The sequence below is a fragment of the Bacillus sp. SD088 genome, assembly GCF_017355205.1.
GTDB lineage: Bacteria > Bacillota > Bacilli > Bacillales > Bacillaceae_C > Lederbergia.
Genome location: NZ_JADIJK010000021.1, coordinates 1 through 15,796, shown reverse-complemented (window position 1 = coordinate 15,796; position 15,796 = coordinate 1). Strand labels below are relative to the sequence as shown.

16 protein-coding genes are annotated in these 15,796 nt (G+C 37.9%); 2 read left to right on the top strand and 14 right to left on the bottom strand.

Annotated features, from left to right (window positions below; all coding sequences use genetic code 11):
* Positions 1 to 43: 43 nt before the first annotated feature.
* From IPU53_RS17300 to prsW, 14 genes are all read right to left on the bottom strand, one after another.
* Positions 44 to 745 carry a hypothetical protein gene (locus IPU53_RS17300; protein WP_207452269.1) on the bottom strand — a complete coding sequence of 234 codons (702 nt, stop codon included), beginning with the start codon at positions 743 to 745 and terminating at the stop codon, positions 44 to 46.
* Between the two features lie 51 nt (positions 746 to 796).
* A complete protein-coding gene (locus IPU53_RS17295) occupies positions 797 to 997 on the bottom strand; it encodes a DUF2768 domain-containing protein (protein ID WP_207452268.1) in 201 nt (66 codons plus the stop codon).
* 578 nt (positions 998 to 1,575) lie between these two features.
* Positions 1,576 to 2,631 carry an NAD(P)H-dependent glycerol-3-phosphate dehydrogenase gene (locus IPU53_RS17290; RefSeq protein ID WP_207452267.1) on the bottom strand — a complete coding sequence of 352 codons (1,056 nt, stop codon included), beginning with the start codon at positions 2,629 to 2,631 and terminating at the stop codon, positions 1,576 to 1,578.
* A 30-nt stretch (positions 2,632 to 2,661) separates the two neighbouring features.
* Positions 2,662 to 3,972 carry a ribosome biogenesis GTPase Der gene (der, locus tag IPU53_RS17285; RefSeq protein ID WP_207452266.1) on the bottom strand — a complete coding sequence of 437 codons (1,311 nt, stop codon included), beginning with the start codon at positions 3,970 to 3,972 and terminating at the stop codon, positions 2,662 to 2,664.
* Positions 3,973 to 4,443: 471 nt separating this feature from the next.
* A complete protein-coding gene (locus tag IPU53_RS17280) occupies positions 4,444 to 5,040 on the bottom strand; it encodes a YphA family membrane protein (protein ID WP_207452265.1) in 597 nt (198 codons plus the stop codon).
* A gap of 307 nt (positions 5,041 to 5,347) precedes the next feature.
* Entirely contained in the window at positions 5,348 to 6,673 is a 1,326-nt protein-coding gene (locus tag IPU53_RS17275) for an ABC transporter substrate-binding protein (protein WP_207452264.1), read from the bottom strand.
* A 496-nt stretch (positions 6,674 to 7,169) separates the two neighbouring features.
* Positions 7,170 to 8,306, bottom strand: a complete 1,137-nt coding sequence (rpsA, locus tag IPU53_RS17270; RefSeq protein WP_207452263.1) for a 30S ribosomal protein S1 — start codon at positions 8,304 to 8,306, stop codon at positions 7,170 to 7,172.
* 143 nt (positions 8,307 to 8,449) lie between these two features.
* Positions 8,450 to 9,034, bottom strand: a complete 585-nt coding sequence (locus IPU53_RS17265) for a lysophospholipid acyltransferase family protein (protein WP_207452262.1) — start codon at positions 9,032 to 9,034, stop codon at positions 8,450 to 8,452.
* On the bottom strand, positions 9,034 to 9,708 hold the full coding sequence (gene cmk / locus IPU53_RS17260) for a (d)CMP kinase (protein ID WP_207452261.1): 675 nt from the start codon (positions 9,706 to 9,708) through the stop codon (positions 9,034 to 9,036). Before cmk ends, IPU53_RS17265 begins: the two co-directional genes overlap by 1 nt.
* Before the next feature lie 172 nt (positions 9,709 to 9,880).
* Complete coding sequence (locus IPU53_RS17255; protein WP_207452260.1) at positions 9,881 to 10,075, bottom strand: DUF5359 family protein; 195 nt, start codon at positions 10,073 to 10,075, stop codon at positions 9,881 to 9,883.
* A 42-nt stretch (positions 10,076 to 10,117) separates the two neighbouring features.
* Positions 10,118 to 10,771 carry a flagellar brake protein gene (locus tag IPU53_RS17250; RefSeq protein WP_207452259.1) on the bottom strand — a complete coding sequence of 218 codons (654 nt, stop codon included), beginning with the start codon at positions 10,769 to 10,771 and terminating at the stop codon, positions 10,118 to 10,120.
* Between the two features lie 127 nt (positions 10,772 to 10,898).
* Positions 10,899 to 12,245 carry a germination protein YpeB gene (ypeB, locus tag IPU53_RS17245; protein WP_207452258.1) on the bottom strand — a complete coding sequence of 449 codons (1,347 nt, stop codon included), beginning with the start codon at positions 12,243 to 12,245 and terminating at the stop codon, positions 10,899 to 10,901.
* Positions 12,246 to 12,263: 18 nt separating this feature from the next.
* Positions 12,264 to 13,064, bottom strand: a complete 801-nt coding sequence (gene sleB / locus IPU53_RS17240; RefSeq protein ID WP_242698388.1) for a spore cortex-lytic enzyme — start codon at positions 13,062 to 13,064, stop codon at positions 12,264 to 12,266.
* 542 nt (positions 13,065 to 13,606) lie between these two features.
* A complete protein-coding gene (prsW, locus tag IPU53_RS17235; RefSeq protein ID WP_207452256.1) occupies positions 13,607 to 14,293 on the bottom strand; it encodes a glutamic-type intramembrane protease PrsW in 687 nt (228 codons plus the stop codon).
* Between the two features lie 139 nt (positions 14,294 to 14,432).
* On the opposite strand from prsW, the gene IPU53_RS17230 reads away from it, so the two are divergent.
* Together IPU53_RS17230 and IPU53_RS17225 are read left to right on the top strand one after the other, a co-directional pair.
* On the top strand, positions 14,433 to 15,425 hold the full coding sequence (locus IPU53_RS17230) for an asparaginase (protein WP_207452255.1): 993 nt from the start codon (positions 14,433 to 14,435) through the stop codon (positions 15,423 to 15,425).
* Between the two features lie 78 nt (positions 15,426 to 15,503).
* Positions 15,504 to 15,796 (top strand): cytochrome c oxidase assembly protein (locus tag IPU53_RS17225; RefSeq protein WP_207452254.1); only part of this gene is annotated, 293 nt, incomplete at its 3' end.

Below are 15,796 nucleotides of genomic sequence, written 5' to 3'. Positions count from 1 at the left end.
AAATCCTTCTTCCACATTATATTTAGTGAAAGAAGGAATATTCCTATTTAGCCATATAAATCGGTTCATTGTTTTCATCGATTGTGTAAGGTAAAGAATATGCTGGAACAAATGGAGAATCTTTCGTAAGAATTTCAACTATATTATCACCATTTTGATAGGATTCAGACCCTTCTTTTAACGCTTGGTACAAATCACTTATATAATCAACATATATTTCTCCTTTTCCATCCATAACAAAAGATAAATTGTTTTGGCTAAAAGGGGATGTAATATATGGCTCATTTTTATAACCTAACTTTGAAAAATCAATCGAGTAGACATTATCAGCTATTGCCTCTTTGAATGGAGGATATTTATGTGATTGTAGCCTAATTTTTATTTCTCTTATTTTTTCAGCTATTCTCAAATCCACTAATTTTACGGTAGGATCTGTTTCCACATCTATAAGCACATACTGAAAAACCCCTCCACTCTCAAATGAATTTCCTGGAGGTGAAGATAGATAATTCGGTACAATTCCTGAAAAATCAATAGGGTACTTTATGTATATAGGTGTGTCTTGATCCCGAGTTTTAATTGGTAAAATTCCACCTTTTTCATCTTGATATTGGTTCACTGCCTTTTGCACCGACTCAATTTGATCTTCGTACGGGATCTTATTTTCAGCTTTTCTTTCATCCGGATACATGCAACCTGATAATAACAATATAAGAAATAATGGCATAATAAAACGTAATGGCATCCATGTTCATCCTTTCAATTACTCACGTCACTCATAAGAATCTAGTGAAATTTAGTAAGTCGGACCTGACAGCACAATAAATAATGTGATGAGACCTCCGATAATTAAACACAGCCAACCAACAATACTTATAATCACTTTCATCCACCTATTTTTCAGTTTATAACGGACTAAATACATTGCAAACATAGCTACTGCAAATAAGCCCATACCTATTATTGAAATCCACATCTTTTGCATTGATACTGACATAATTTTTTCCTCCGTTACTCTTTATCTCATTTGCTTGGAAAATTTCATTTTTAAGGTTTATGTTATCTTGAATCAACTGGCACTAGCCCCAGACTGAGTGAAATTTCATTTTTATTATAACATTTTTCCGGATATAGAAATAAACAATATGAAAACTGAACACTAATTTCGCCCTTGCCTAGTGTATTATAAAATCCTAGCTTGTAGATAACTTACTTATGCCGTCGTCATCCAGCTCCAGTACCTAGGCCACGAGAGGCTCGCAGATGCTTGTCAGAACAACAGCAGCATCGTACAGCCGCCAATAGGACGGTCTGAAGCTGTTCTACGTACGCTTTTGTTCTGGTTTAGGAAATTATAAAATTGTAGCTTGTGGATAAGTTGAAATATTGAGTTTTGTGTCGGCTAGCTCCAGGCGCCTTGCGCTTTTGTTCTTGAATAACATAAAAAAATATGAAGCAAAGGAAATTTCCTTGCTCCATAGTGACAACCCAGTACCCATGCCAGTAGTTCAAGCATGATCGCTTCAAAGTTAGTATATGCAACAAAACGCAATAACGCACCATCTCTTGCCCATCTCACCGCTGTTCCATTTGTGCACTTAAAATATCCACAAGTTCTTCCATTTCATTTTTCTTTAGGCGCGCCATTAGTCTTTCGACAGCTTGTTTGGGCTCTACATTATTAAATAACACATGATACAACGTTTCAGTGATAGGCATTTGACAATGATATTTTTGAGCAAGTTGATAAGCAGCTTTCGTAGTTCTTACACCCTCCACTGCCATCCCCATTTTTTGGAGTACATCTTCTAAATTTTGTCCTTGTCCAAGCATATTCCCAGCTCGCCAATTCCGCGAATGAACACTTGTACATGTCACAATTAAATCACCAACACCTGTTAGGCCGGAGAATGTTAGTGGATTGGCCCCCATCTTTGTACCAAGACGAGAGATTTCAGCCAGTCCCCTTGTAATTAGGGCAGCCTTAGCATTATCCCCAAAACCTAATCCATCAGACACTCCTGCTGCAAGCGCAATAATATTCTTTAATGCCCCCCCAATTTCTACTCCAATTAAATCTGGATTTGTGTAGATTCGGAAGTTCTGATTCATAAATAGATCACGAACATATTCTGCTGCTTCCATATTTTTAGACGAAACCGTCACTGTCGTAGGATGTCTTAAACTAACTTCTTCCGCATGGCTTGGTCCTGATAACACGACGATATCTTTAAGAATATTTTCTTTGACTTCTTCTTCAAACATTTCCGAAATACGTAACAGTGTATCTGGTTCTATTCCTTTGCTAACATGAACAAACGTTAATGGAGTTTGCTGGAAGGTCAGAATCGCTCTCAATTGCTCTCTGATTGCTTTTGTTGGTACAGCTATAATCACAGTCTTTACCCCTGCAAGTGTCTCCTCCAATGAAGTGGACGCAATAATATTTTCCGGCAAGGAAATTCCTGCGAGGTATTTTGAGTTCTCCTGTTTTGTATTTATTTCCTGCTTTTGTTCATCATTTCTCGTCCACAGTATTACTTCATGCCCATTATCAGCTAATACGAGAGCTAGAGCTGTTCCCCAACTTCCAGCCCCAATCACCGCAAGCTTTTCTTTTTTATTAGCCAAAACATTCACCTACTCTGTAGTTATTAAGTCTTACGTTCTCGCTCTAGCAATCATCCTTATCGGAGTTCCTTCAAACCCAAATGCTTCCCGAATCCGATTTTCCAAAAATCGCTCATAAGAAAAGTGCATGAGCTCGGGATCATTCACAAAAATTACAAAAGTGGGTGGTTTGACTCCAATCTGTGTAGCGTATAAGATTTTTAACCTACGACCTTTATCAGTTGGTGCCGGATTACGGGCAATCGCATCCATAATAATCTCGTTCAAAACGCTTGATTGGACACGTAAGGAGTGATTCTCACTCACCATTTTAATAATAGGGGGTAACGTCGTAAGTCTCTTCTTCGTTTTAGCAGATACGAAGACAATCGGGGCATAATCAAGAAACTGAAAATGGGCTCTAATTTTCTCTTCAAAGTTTTTCAGCGTTTTGTCGTCTTTTTCAACAACATCCCATTTATTGACTACAATGACGATTCCTCTACCGGCTTCGTGGGCGTACCCAGCTATCTTTTTGTCTTGCTCCAAAATTCCTTCTTGCCCATTCAACACGACAAGAACTATATCTGAACGATCAATTGCCTTTAGAGCCCTCAATACACTATATTTTTCTGTTTTCTCATACACTTTTCCTTTTTTTCGCATTCCAGCCGTATCAATAATCGTGTACTTTTGATCTTCAAATTCATAGGAAGAATCGGTCGCATCCCTTGTTGTACCAGCAATATCGCTAACAATTACACGGTCTTCACCAAGAAACGCATTCACAATTGAGGATTTCCCCACATTTGGTCTGCCAATTAGACTAAATTTGATAATATCCTCATCTTCATTTTCTTCCAAATCGCTTGGAAAATGTCGGACAATCTCATCTAGCATGTCTCCTAACCCGAGTCCATGAGAGCCAGAGATAGGAAAAGGTTCTCCAAAACCTAGAGAATAAAACTCAAAAATATCTGTTCTCATCTCCGGATTATCCACTTTATTAACTGCTAGAACAACCGGTTTTTTCGAGCGGAATAAAATCTTTCCAACTTCCTCATCTGTAGATGTGACACCTTCTCGAGCACTTACAATGAAAATTATGACATCTGCTTCTTCAATGGCTAATTCAGCTTGCTCGCGAATTTCGACTAAAAAAGGAGCATCTCCCAGATCAATTCCACCTGTATCAATCAGGTGAAACTCATGTGTGAGCCAATCACCCGTCCCGTAAATTCGATCTCGCGTTACACCTGGTGAATCTTCTACAATGGAGATCCGTTCCCCAACAATTCTATTAAAAATTGTAGACTTCCCTACATTAGGACGTCCTACAATTGCAACCGTAGCCTTAGCCATATTATCATCACTCACTTCAAGTCAATTTCAAAAACTTTTTCATTCTCAGAAAGCTTGGTGAAAATTTCAGAACATCTTTCAATATTTGTATGCTCAGCAAATTGGCACCCTGCTACTCTCCTCACCTTATTATACTCAAGCTAGACGTATAGTCCACAATATACCATTTTATAAAATCTTAGACAAGAACAAAAGCGTAAGTGCCTTGATGCAAGAAGAAAGGCTAAGTTTGAGACGTCCTGTCGCTTCGTCTGCACTCGCAACGTCTTTCTGCCCCAACATCCTGCTGCCCTCCGACAGGCAAATAACCTGAGACAATAAAATCCAGTTTTGACTTTTATTGTCTCAGGTTATTTAGTGGAACATCAGCGAAGGACGCCATGTCCATGTCTTCCCCGATGGGCTCGCATCCTGCGAGTAAGTGCAAGACGTCCACTTGTGAAAGATAGACAAAAAATAGTAATGGACAATTTAATGTAAAACTTTTTTGTTTTTATTTACCCTCATTAGAACGAGAATTTTCGAGAAAATATAGCTTATAATCATTGTAAAAATAGTAATCGACAAAATATCGAGTATTTCCAGAGAGCCGATTACATAAGGGATTTCCCACTTAGATAATATAATAGCCAATAAAAAATCTCCCTGTAAAACACCGAGGCAAATAAATAAGGCTCTTTCTAAAAAATTAAATGGGTAAACAATATAACTCATTACAATCAATATAAAAGACAGTAAAATCTTTCTGTCCACTATCATTAAAATCGGATCAAATAATTCGAATAATCGAGCGCCCGTGTACCCCAATATAAGAGAAAGAACAGCTATAAGTAAGACAACTTGCTTTTTAAAAGATAGCTTCACTATGATCAGATAACAAGTGATTAAGACAACTAGGCTCTGCCCACTAATCATGAAGCCATTTAAAGATAGCTTTATTGGTAGACAAATAATCATCACAAGTGCAAATATGGCTAACGTCCGTCGGTGTACTTCTTGTTTGTCCATTAAAAAGGTAGCAAAAATCCATATTACCCAAATAAAAAGTAAAAATATGCTTCCCGCCATTTAACCACCTCCCTTTCCATTATAGGAAAGGAAAACAGAATTTAATCAATTATTTAATCCATGAGAGAAAAGAGTAAATATAACTTAAAACAGCCACTTTGAAAGTAAGTGACTGTTGACATAAAATTTGTTGCTATTTAAAAAATGCGAGCCTTAAGAAATATCATCAAAAATCATAGTTTTCTGCGCCAGATTCTCGGAGACAAAACTTCAATAGCTGCCTGTTCACTCTTTATGTGTGCTAGATTAAGAAGTGCTTCCAACCTTCACAATAATACTTCCACTCTGGTTCTGATCCAGGCTCTTACTATTTCTTTTCCTTCGCTTCCTTTACTGCTGTTTCCGCTTCCTCTTGAGCTTCTCTCAAAATCGTATTAATGTCTACCCCATCTAGCAACCTCTCTTCTAAACCTGCGTAAGCATCCTCCTCATACGGAGAAAAGCGATCCAAATCCGTCGGATAGGAGTGCTTCGTCATTGCATCGATATTCAGCTCCTCCATCCATGGGCGTTCTTCGATTAAGTCACCTAGGTAGTCATCATTTATTGTCGGATCGGCCAATGAGGATGCACGGCCTTTTCTGGCTGTCGTCCGTTGAATCTCATCTGTAAATAAATACGCAATCACTTTAAATGCTTCATCAGGATGTGCCGAAGATGACGCAACACCGATATTTCCCGATCTTGAAGGCCGTGAAATGCCAGGACGATCTTTCCAATTAGGATATGTTACAATATCAAAGTTGAAACCTTCGTCTTCGGAAAAAAGTTCAACTTGCGACCAAATTGGATTCATCGCCACGTTCCGGTCCCCGAAGAATGGCCCGATGCTAGGATCCCTATCATCATCACCTTCCGGTACATTGCCCGGGATTGAATATACACGTTCCATCTTTCTTAGATACTCCTGATATAACGGCATATATTTCTCACTTGTATATGTTGGCTCATCTGTTTCTGGATCCACTTTTGGTACACCCCGTTGGTCTAACATAATACTTGCATACGGAATTTGTAACCCATAGTAGTGCACACCATTCTTTTCTCCAGTCAATTTAGCGGCCAAATCGATGATCTCATCCCAAGTCATATCATCTTTTGGGTAGTCTACGCCAAACATATCAAAAATGTCTTTATTATAGTGCAACACTGTGATTCCTCGAGTATATGGTAATGTGTACAAATTGCCATCAGCGAACATCCGTGATTCAGCTAAAAGGCTTGGTTCAATTCTATTTAAATCAAAATCATGTTTCTCAATTAACTCACTCATATCCATCGTTAATCCGTGCTCTGTAAAATTGGGCAGTCCTGAAGGATTACCCAAAAAAATGATGTCAGGCATAATTTTCTTGGCCAGCAAATCCTCAATCGGTTGATCTAGATACTTTAGTTTAATATGAGGAAATTCCCTCTCAACTGGCTCCTTAATCTCCTCGTTAAACCGTTTTTCTTCCCAAGCGTCAGGATAAACAACGTTTAAGGTAATATCTTCTACAGGGTTATCTTCAGATGCTTCAACATTATCGGTCTCACTCTTCACCGCTCCTCGTCCTGATTTACAGGCAGTCAGAACTAGAATAAGCATTATTCCTAATAGATTAATAATAATAAATTTTGCAAATCTTTCCATGATTCCCCTCCCTCTTTTTTTGGTTTTAGTAAGCGCTTACTAAATATGATATTACGATGCATACACAACAAAGTCAACAACAAAATGCAACAAAACAATTAATACAACAAAAAACACAAATACTTAAGATCCCTTCACTTTGGCAGGCAGGTTGTAGATGAAGACGTGCAGACATCCAAAATTAGTCTGTGGTCCACTTTTCCTTTACGAATGGGTAGAGTATTTCTTGAGATTTTACTTAGACTTCTCTGAAATCTTATCGTCTCTAAATGGGATCTTACGAATGGTTGAACATAAGAAAAGCGCAAGCGCCTTGCTCAGCCCCGACAAGCAAATGTTCTGAGACAAGAAAAGTCCGGTTTTGACTTTTATTGGCTCAGGTTATTTGACCTCGAGGGGCTAGGCGCTGGAGCTAGATCAAAACACTAGCCAAAATTTTATACTTTCTTATCTTTAAATAAAAAACCTCCCGACGGTCTATTCGGGAGGCTAACATTTATTTATTAAAGTCTTTTAATTTATCACCGATCATGTCACTTAACTGAAAACCGGAAGTTTCTTCTGGAAGCTCATAATCTTGATTGTTGTCTTCCTGTTCTTCTAGTTCTTTTATACTTAATGAAAGACGTTGATCGCCTTCATTAACATCCAATACTTTCACATGAACAGCTTGGCCCTCTTCTAATACTTCTTGAGGTGTTCCAATATGTTTATGAGAGATTTGAGAAATATGGACTAACCCTTCTACTCCAGGAAGTACTTCAACAAAAGCTCCAAAAGATACGAGTCGTTTTACAGTTCCTTCAAGAACGGAACCTACAGGTGCTTTTTCAGCAATATTTTCCCAAGGTCCAGGTAAAGTTTCTTTAATAGACAAAGAGATGCGTTCATTATCTCGATCTACTGATAAAACCTTAACCTTGACTTTTTCTCCTTCATGAACCACTTCAGAAGGTTTGTCAATGTGTTGGTGAGAAAGTTGAGAAATGTGCACTAAGCCATCTACTCCACCAATATCAACAAATGCACCAAAATCTGTTAATCTCTGTACAGTTCCTTCAAGCACCTGGTCTGCTGATAATTGATCTAATACATTCATTCTTTCTTGCTTCTTCTCTTCTTCAACTACAGCACGATGTGAAAGAATAAGTCTGTTTTTCTCCTTATCCAATTCTACAATTTTAAAAGAAAGCGTTTTTCCTTGATATTCTGCAAAATCCTCAACATAATGGTCTTCTACCATAGAAGCGGGCACAAAGGCTCTTACTCCTAGATCCACCACAAGACCACCTTTGACAATTTCATTCACTTCAGCATCAAAGATTTCGCCATTTTGATAGCGTTCTTCCAACTTCTCCCAAGCCTTTTCTGCATCTACTTTGCGCTTCGAGAGAACCAATAGTTCTTCTTCCACTTTTGTCACAATTAGGTCAAGAACGTCTCCCTCGTTAACAACATCCGATGCTTTTTCAACATGGAGGCTGGATAATTCACTAATCGGGATGATACCGTCAAGTTTACTTCCATCAATATTGACAAGAACTTGTTTTTCCTCGATTTTAGTGACAGTTCCTTTCACTTGATCTCCCTCAGAGAAATTTCTCACTTCAATATCATTCATATCCTCGGGCATATGTACTCCTCCTATCGGCTTTAAAAATATAAGAATTAATAAAAATTCCTTTGCCTTTAAGTTAATTTTAAATCGTCCTCTTATTAACTTCTTACAAATGAATACGTTTGTCAAGTAATTGTAACTATTGTGTCAATATTCAATTATCCAGTATGTTCATCTAAAAGTTTTTGAATTTCTGCCATGATTACCTCTGTTGCAATATCGGCTGATGTTTTCTTTTTACGAATCTCGGTAAAATCTATTGGCTTTCCAAAAACAATCTTTTGTTTTTTAAATGGCTTATAGGGTCCAATCACTGCACAAGGAAGTATCTGCGCATTCGAACGTAGGGCGAAAAAACCTGCGCCAGCGAGTCCCTTGCCAAGTTCCCCAGTTGAACTTCTCTTTCCTTCTGGAAATAGCCCTACGACCCTATCTTCCTTTAATAACTTTAATCCGTTTCTTAAAGCTTCTCGATCACTCATGCCCCGTTTAACTGGAAAAGCATTGATCGCATTCATTAATTTCTTTGTGGCTGATTTTTGGAATAACTCTGCTTTGGCCATAAAATGCACTGGTCTGGGTGCTGACATTCCGACTGACGGGGGATCAAGATTACTAATATGATTAGAACATAGTAAAACCCCACCTTCTTTTGGAAAATGCTCGAGACCAATTACTTCAACACGATAAAGAGGCTTGATAATACATTTGACGACACCTCTTGCAAAATCGTAAAAACTCACTATTCCCCCATCCTTTCATTGGCTAACTGATAAATCCGGTCAGCCACTTCAACAATCGAAAGAAAAGATGTGTCTATTTCAATTGCGTCGTCTGCTTTTCTTAACGGAGAAACTTCTCGTTCTGAATCTTGTTGATCTCGTAAACTAATTTCTTTTTTTAGCTTCTCTAAATCTGAGGTATAGCCCTTGTCAATATTTTCAAGATGTCTTCTCTCTGCTCTTACTTCAACACTCGCTACCAAAAATACTTTTAATTCCGCATTTGGCAACACTTCAGTCCCGATATCACGTCCATCCATTACAACGCCGCCAGCTTGTCCTAATGCCTTTTGTTGTTTAACCATTTTTTCCCTTACAAGCCGATGAGCAGCTACGGTCGATACGGTATTTGTAACTTTATCTTCACGGATGACGTCTGTCACATCTTTTCCATTGACAATGACAAGTTGTCCTTTTTCAGATGGAGTTAGCTCTATGACCGTATGAGATAATAGGTCAGCCAATTCCTGATCATTTTGCACATTAACATTTTCTTCCAAAACCATGTATGTTAGAGCCCTGTACATAGCGCCTGTATCAACATATATATAAGTCATTTTCTCTGCCACAATTTTAGCTACAGTACTTTTCCCAGCACCTGCTGGTCCATCAATCGCAATACTGATTTTCTTCAAATTCCTTCACCTGCTTGCTTCATATAAATATGATTTTAATTTATTTCTATATTATCATATAACACGCTAAATTCCTTCTAAAAATATATTTAGAATTTAATTTAAATAAATCAGCAGGTGACCTTCCATCTTCAACATGGAGTTGGAAGAAAGGTGAATCCCTTTTCATTTTTTATTCGTGTGATTCGATCTTTTGATGAAATACATCCAGTTTCTCTTGCTCTTCCATACCAGAGACTCCTTCATATTGAATTAACTTGTTTACATAATCAAACCAAGTTACATGTTGAAACAACATTTGAACACCAATTAGAATAAACAGGTGGACTAAAACTAATTTTAGGAAAATTCGTTCCAATCTCTTCATATTCACCATTCCGTTTTTTCATTTATTATCGCCAAGTTTGCATTAATTTATTTCACTCAGCCCTCTTTTTCGATACTCTAATTGTTTTTCAAACGTAAAGCGAATGAGCTGCTGTTGCTCCTGACTAGATAAATTTAAAAATTGTAAGGAAATAAGGTGTATCTTGCTTTTCTCAAAATTTCTTACAACTCTACAAGGAAGAGTAAGGTAACGATAATCCTTTGAAGAAAATGGCAATACAAGCAAAACTTCGCCTAATTCACCCTTTTTAATTTGGGTATGACGATTAATAATTGAACAACCTCCGGCACTTATATCTTTCGTTACGGTTGGAAAGTATGTTCCTGAGATTTTCAGTGAGGCATCTAGAGCTGTTTTTACCCGAACAAATTCTCGGCGTTGGATCTTCATCAATCGATCCTCATTCGGGAAAAATAAAATCAATAATGGTATCTTATTTTTTATTTGTCCTAGCACCTTTGTCCTGAATAAATAAGCATCCCCTGAATCCTTGTCAATAAAGTTTGCAAATAACTCTTCCTCTTTTAGTAAAAAAATAACTTGATTTGATTCATTCCCCACCGGATAGGTTATATAAATTTTATTTTCAGCGTAATCAGCTATTTTTGCTTTAAAGCTTTCCTGTTTATTTTCCCTATCTAATTCTAATGTCAGTTCCATGCCCGCCTTGATCATCCAACATCCCACCCGTTACTTTTTTACTAATCATTTAGTATTATCGCAAAGAATTTTGTGAATTTCTAGTTTTTAGATCAAGAAAAGCGCCCGCATAGCAAAAACCCATCTAAGATGGGTTTTCGACTTATAGAACGTCTTCGTATAATGGCTCGGCGTTTTGGAGCTTGTCGACTTTTTCTTCCATTCCAGTTTCCGCATTGATAAAAATACGATACGTATCATTGTTCATGGTACCTACAAATTCATGACAAAATACATCTTTCCCTAGATCGTTAGCGACAATCGCTAACTGATGATCTCTAATTTCTACGTTTCCATTGATATATTCTTCTGCTTCTTGCTCAGTTAACTTCGGTTCGGGGATTTCTCGTTCATGTTGTCCCTTTAAATAATCCGAAGCAGCAAACCCAATAATCTGCCCATTATCAAGGGCAACCTTGACCTTAATTGACTCGGGGTAAATTGTTACGCCATCTTGAATAGTCGTGAATGTAAACAATCCTTGGGTATCATATTGCAGACTTTCATTCAAGTGCAAATCTTTATATTGATGTGCTTGTAAATACTCTTCTGCTTTTGAAGCTGCTTCATTTAAGCTTATTTTTTGGTCTCCAATATCTCGATGATTAATTAACCAAATCGGATAGCCACCTTTTTCAGTCATATCAAGACTAACTTGGTCTCCACCACTATCTAGATTTACACTATAAAAACGGTACTCTGAACCTTTGCCGCTCTTAGCTACCTTTACATCTGAAATATCTTTTAATCCTGCATAGTCTTTCGCAAGCGAAACAGCTTCTTCTTTCGAAATTGATTTACCCTTTAAATGCTTAAAATTCTCTTCTCTTTTTTGAAATGTGACCATCGTCGTATCTTCTAAATTTTCTTCATCAAATCCTTTAACTTTTTTATCAACTGTTTTGAATCCATCTATGATTGTATTATCAGCCGCTTCTTTTCCAGAAGCTAGAGCCAATTCAACATCCATCCATCGTAGGTTGTTTTCCAACACTGAGTGTTGTACATTCCGCAGTTCTGAACGAATTTCATCACTTTGACTATACAGCTTTTGCAATGTTGTGTATTCCTTCTTGGATAATGGTTCCTTATCTAAATCACGTACGGCTGTTTGATAACTAAAATTTCCGATATTCGCAAGAAATTCCTCTGTCTTATTAAATGGTAACAATGTCAATGGCAATTGTCCTACCTGTGTTCTTGCTTCAGAAGTAATCCGCCAAACATCCGCAAGCGCTGGTGATAAAGATTTTTTAGAATTCATTGCAAGCGTTGTTCCAATTTTGTCGTGTAATACATCCATTTGATAGGACAAATCATGAAAAGCACGTTGATAGTTATTTTCCGAATTCATTAAAATGGCATTTTTTTCCTGGTGCTCCTGATACCCCCAATAAGCAGTACCAGCAATTCCTATTACTAAAACAGCAATTAAGATAGATCTAATCAAAATTGAACACCTCCCTTATTACATGCAAAAGATATGTTTTCCAATTCGTTTGATTTGTGGACGAGTCCAAATCCACTCACTTGTTGCGGTATCCGGATTAAAGTAATACAATGCACTGCTTGTAGGGTCCCAGCCATTAATCGCATCCAAGACTGCACGTTTTGCGGTATCATTTGGCTCCAACCATATTTGACCATCTGCCACCGCGGTAAATGCCCGAGGTTCGAAGATAACGCCGGATACTGTATTTGGAAACGATGCGCTATTCACTCTGTTTAAGATAACAGCAGCAACGGCAACCTGGCCTTCATATGGTTCTCCACGAGCTTCCCCATGCACAGCATTAGCCATAAGTCGAATATCGTTTTGCGAAAAGCCCGCAGGGGTGTTTGTAGCAGATGGCTTTGGTTGAGAATCTCCACCACCTTGATTACCAGATTGTCCCTTATTTGGCGAAGATTGTTGAGATAGATCTGTTCCACCATAATGAGTAAATTTATTGCCTTTTTGAATTTGGTCCTTCACATACTGTTGATCATACTTTGAAGCGTTCGCGAGTTTTGCTTTTGTATTTGCTCCAGCAAGTCCATCAATCGGTAAGCCAAATTCACTTTGGAAATTTCTTAGTGCCCAGTATGTTCCCCAGCCGAATACACCATCAATTTTTCCCTCATAAAAACCAATATACTGTAATCTTGCTTGTAACTCGATGACATCGTCTCCAACTGCCCCTTTTTGAATCACTTGATTTGTAAATGCGCGTGTTTCATGTATTGTTGGGATAGATAGGACGATGATGCTTACAAATAATACAGTCAGTAGCTTGATCGCTTTGCTATCTCTCACTTTTATAGCCTCCAAAAATTGTTTTCCTATCCATATTGTCCTTAGGAAAACCCATTTTTATTCATAAAAGTCAAGAAAAATATCTATATAAGAAAAACGCAAGGCGCCCGCCTATCGGCGACAAGCAAATGTTCTGATACAGAAAGGCGTTCTTTGCCTTTTTGTATCAGGTTATTTTGCAGAACATCGGCTAAGTTCGCGCCGTCCTGGCGGCAGACTCAAATGCGACGTCCTGTCGCTTCGTCTGCACTAGTACATCCTGTACGTCGCAACGCCGATGGACTCGTTCCTGCGAGCCTCAACAACTGCTCAGCCTTGAAGCAATCTAAGAAAAACTTTATACTTTCTTATTTTTGTACAAAAAGTGCAAGTGCTCGTTTAGCAACGTACAAACTTTTTAGAGCTTTGACTTATCGTAGGAAGAAATCGCTATCCACTGCAATGACCTAAGAAAGTTATCCACAAGCTAGGATTTGATAAATTTCTGGCAATAAAAAAACAGCCATCATTCTTAATTAGAATGCAGCTGTTTTGTCTTCGCTTTTATTTTGAAAATGACGTTTCGATAATACATGCGCTTGTTTGGCTTTCTTCAGTCCAAAATACCATAGAAATAACATAAAAGGAATTATATAATAAATCCAGCTTTTCCCGACTAGAATAGAATCATAAAATCCATGCAAAATAAATGGAATAAAAAAGGATAAGCAAATCCATTTAACCGGACTTCCGGCAATGTTGAATTTCGCTTTACCAAGATAATAGCCCATTAATACACCGAATAAAGCATGGCTAGATACAGGCAATAAAGCTCTCCCCATTGCAAACTCTACTCCATTACCTAATAAATACAGAATATTTTCGACAGTGGCAAAACCCAATGAGAGAGAAGCACCGTACACAATCCCGTCATATGGCTCATCAAAGTCAGCATGCGGGTAAACAGTTAGGAATAGAATAAACCATTTAAAAAACTCTTCTAAAAAAGCTGCGGAAATGAATGATCTAAAATATAGATTTACAATCATATTTTCAGCATCTATCACGTATTGCATAAACATAATCGGAAATGTTAAAATTGCGCCAAACAAAAACATTTTAAATACATTTGCAACAGGTTCTTGACTATATTGGTCACGCAAATAAAAATAACTTATTAAAGCTAACCCCGGAGCAATCCCGGCAGATAATATGCCAAACATAACCAGCTCTCATTTCTGTCTGTTTCTTTTATGTTAACATGGAAAAGGTGAATTGGGAATGATTTTAGTAATGAATCATACTAACAAGAAAAGCTAGGATTTTATAAATTCCTAAGCAACGATGAAAAGGTGAAAATAATTGAAAAACATACTTGTATTACATACTGGCGGGACGATTTCCATGCATGAAGACACCCAGTCAGGTGCGGTTGCTCCATCGCTGGATCATCCGCTCACAGACTTCACAGAGGAATTTAAAAATGTGGCGCATCTCACCACAAAACAACCACTCCACCTTCCCTCACCTCACATTAGGCCAGCAGAGATGCTAGTCTTGAAAACCTTAATTGAGGAAGAATACAGGCAACACTCATTTGATGGAGTAGTGATTACCCACGGAACAGATACCTTGGAAGAGACTGCGTATTTCCTAGATCTCACACTTGACATCGAAATTCCAATTGTCATCACTGGAGCAATGCGGTCGAGTAATGAAATTGGCTCTGATGGTTTATATAATTTTATTTCTGCAGTTCGTGTTGCCTGTTGTAATGAGGCAAAAGATAAAGGAGTTCTCGTTGCTCTTAACGATGAAATTCATGCTGCAAAAAATGTGACAAAGACGCATGCCAGTAATGTCTCAACCTTTCAGAGTCCACAATATGGCCCTATAGGTTTAGTCACGAAGCGAGAAGTCTTGTTTCATTATAAACCACTCTATGGCGAACACTATGATATTCATCAGATTTCCAAAAGAGTCGCATTGTTAAAAGCTTACGCGGGAATGGAAGCAGATATGCTTGAGGCAATCTATGAGCAAAAATATGATGGAGTTGTGATAGAAGCATTGGGACAAGGAAATCTTCCACCTTACTGCCTACCTGGAGTCGAAAAATTAATGAAGGCGAATATTCCTATTGTGATCGTTTCTCGCTGCTTTAAGGGTGTTGCTCAAGACGTTTATGATTACCAAGGCGGAGGAAAGCAATTGAAAGATATGGGAGTTATCTTTAGTAATGGATTAAATGGACAAAAAGCAAGGATTAAATTACTCATTGCTTTAACAAAAATAGCTAATCTTAACCAACTAACCCGCATTTTCCAAGATCCCGTTTGTAAGCATGAAGAATAAGTGGTGATGCTCCAACAGATCGCACAATCATAATAGCTGGCAAGAAGGCATATTTATAGAAAACATGGGGGTGATCACATGTTTTCTATGTATGTGCTTGTCAGTGATGAGTGGAGTGGTATTTTCTTGAGTATTCTAGTCTGTATTGCCATTCTTTATGGCATCCTGATCAAGCAGGCGACCAATTTGAAACTCTCTTCTCCACAACCTCTGATTTTTTTCTTGGGATTATGTTTAACTTATTTAATTATAGAAAGTCCCTTATCCATCTTGAGTCACCTCTTATTTAGCTCTCATATGTTATTCATGAGTATCCATTATTTTATTATCCCGCCTCTTCTGTTATTAGGGATCCCTCCCTCTGTATATGT

What these genes read in the sequence shown, in the direction of transcription:
- IPU53_RS17300 (WP_207452269.1), bottom strand. Translation starts at nt 745, where the DNA reads ATGCCATTACGTTTTATTATGCCATTATTTCTTATATTGTTATTATCA.
- IPU53_RS17295 (WP_207452268.1), bottom strand. Translation starts at nt 997, where the DNA reads ATGTCAGTATCAATGCAAAAGATGTGGATTTCAATAATAGGTATGGGC.
- der (WP_207452266.1), bottom strand. Translation starts at nt 3,972, where the DNA reads ATGGCTAAGGCTACGGTTGCAATTGTAGGACGTCCTAATGTAGGGAAG.
- IPU53_RS17280 (WP_207452265.1), bottom strand. Translation starts at nt 5,040, where the DNA reads ATGGCGGGAAGCATATTTTTACTTTTTATTTGGGTAATATGGATTTTT.
- IPU53_RS17275 (WP_207452264.1), bottom strand. Translation starts at nt 6,673, where the DNA reads ATGGAAAGATTTGCAAAATTTATTATTATTAATCTATTAGGAATAATG.
- rpsA (WP_207452263.1), bottom strand. Translation starts at nt 8,306, where the DNA reads ATGCCCGAGGATATGAATGATATTGAAGTGAGAAATTTCTCTGAGGGA.
- IPU53_RS17255 (WP_207452260.1), bottom strand. Translation starts at nt 10,075, where the DNA reads ATGAAGAGATTGGAACGAATTTTCCTAAAATTAGTTTTAGTCCACCTG.
- IPU53_RS17250 (WP_207452259.1), bottom strand. Translation starts at nt 10,771, where the DNA reads ATGATCAAGGCGGGCATGGAACTGACATTAGAATTAGATAGGGAAAAT.
- prsW (WP_207452256.1), bottom strand. Translation starts at nt 14,293, where the DNA reads ATGTTTGGCATATTATCTGCCGGGATTGCTCCGGGGTTAGCTTTAATA.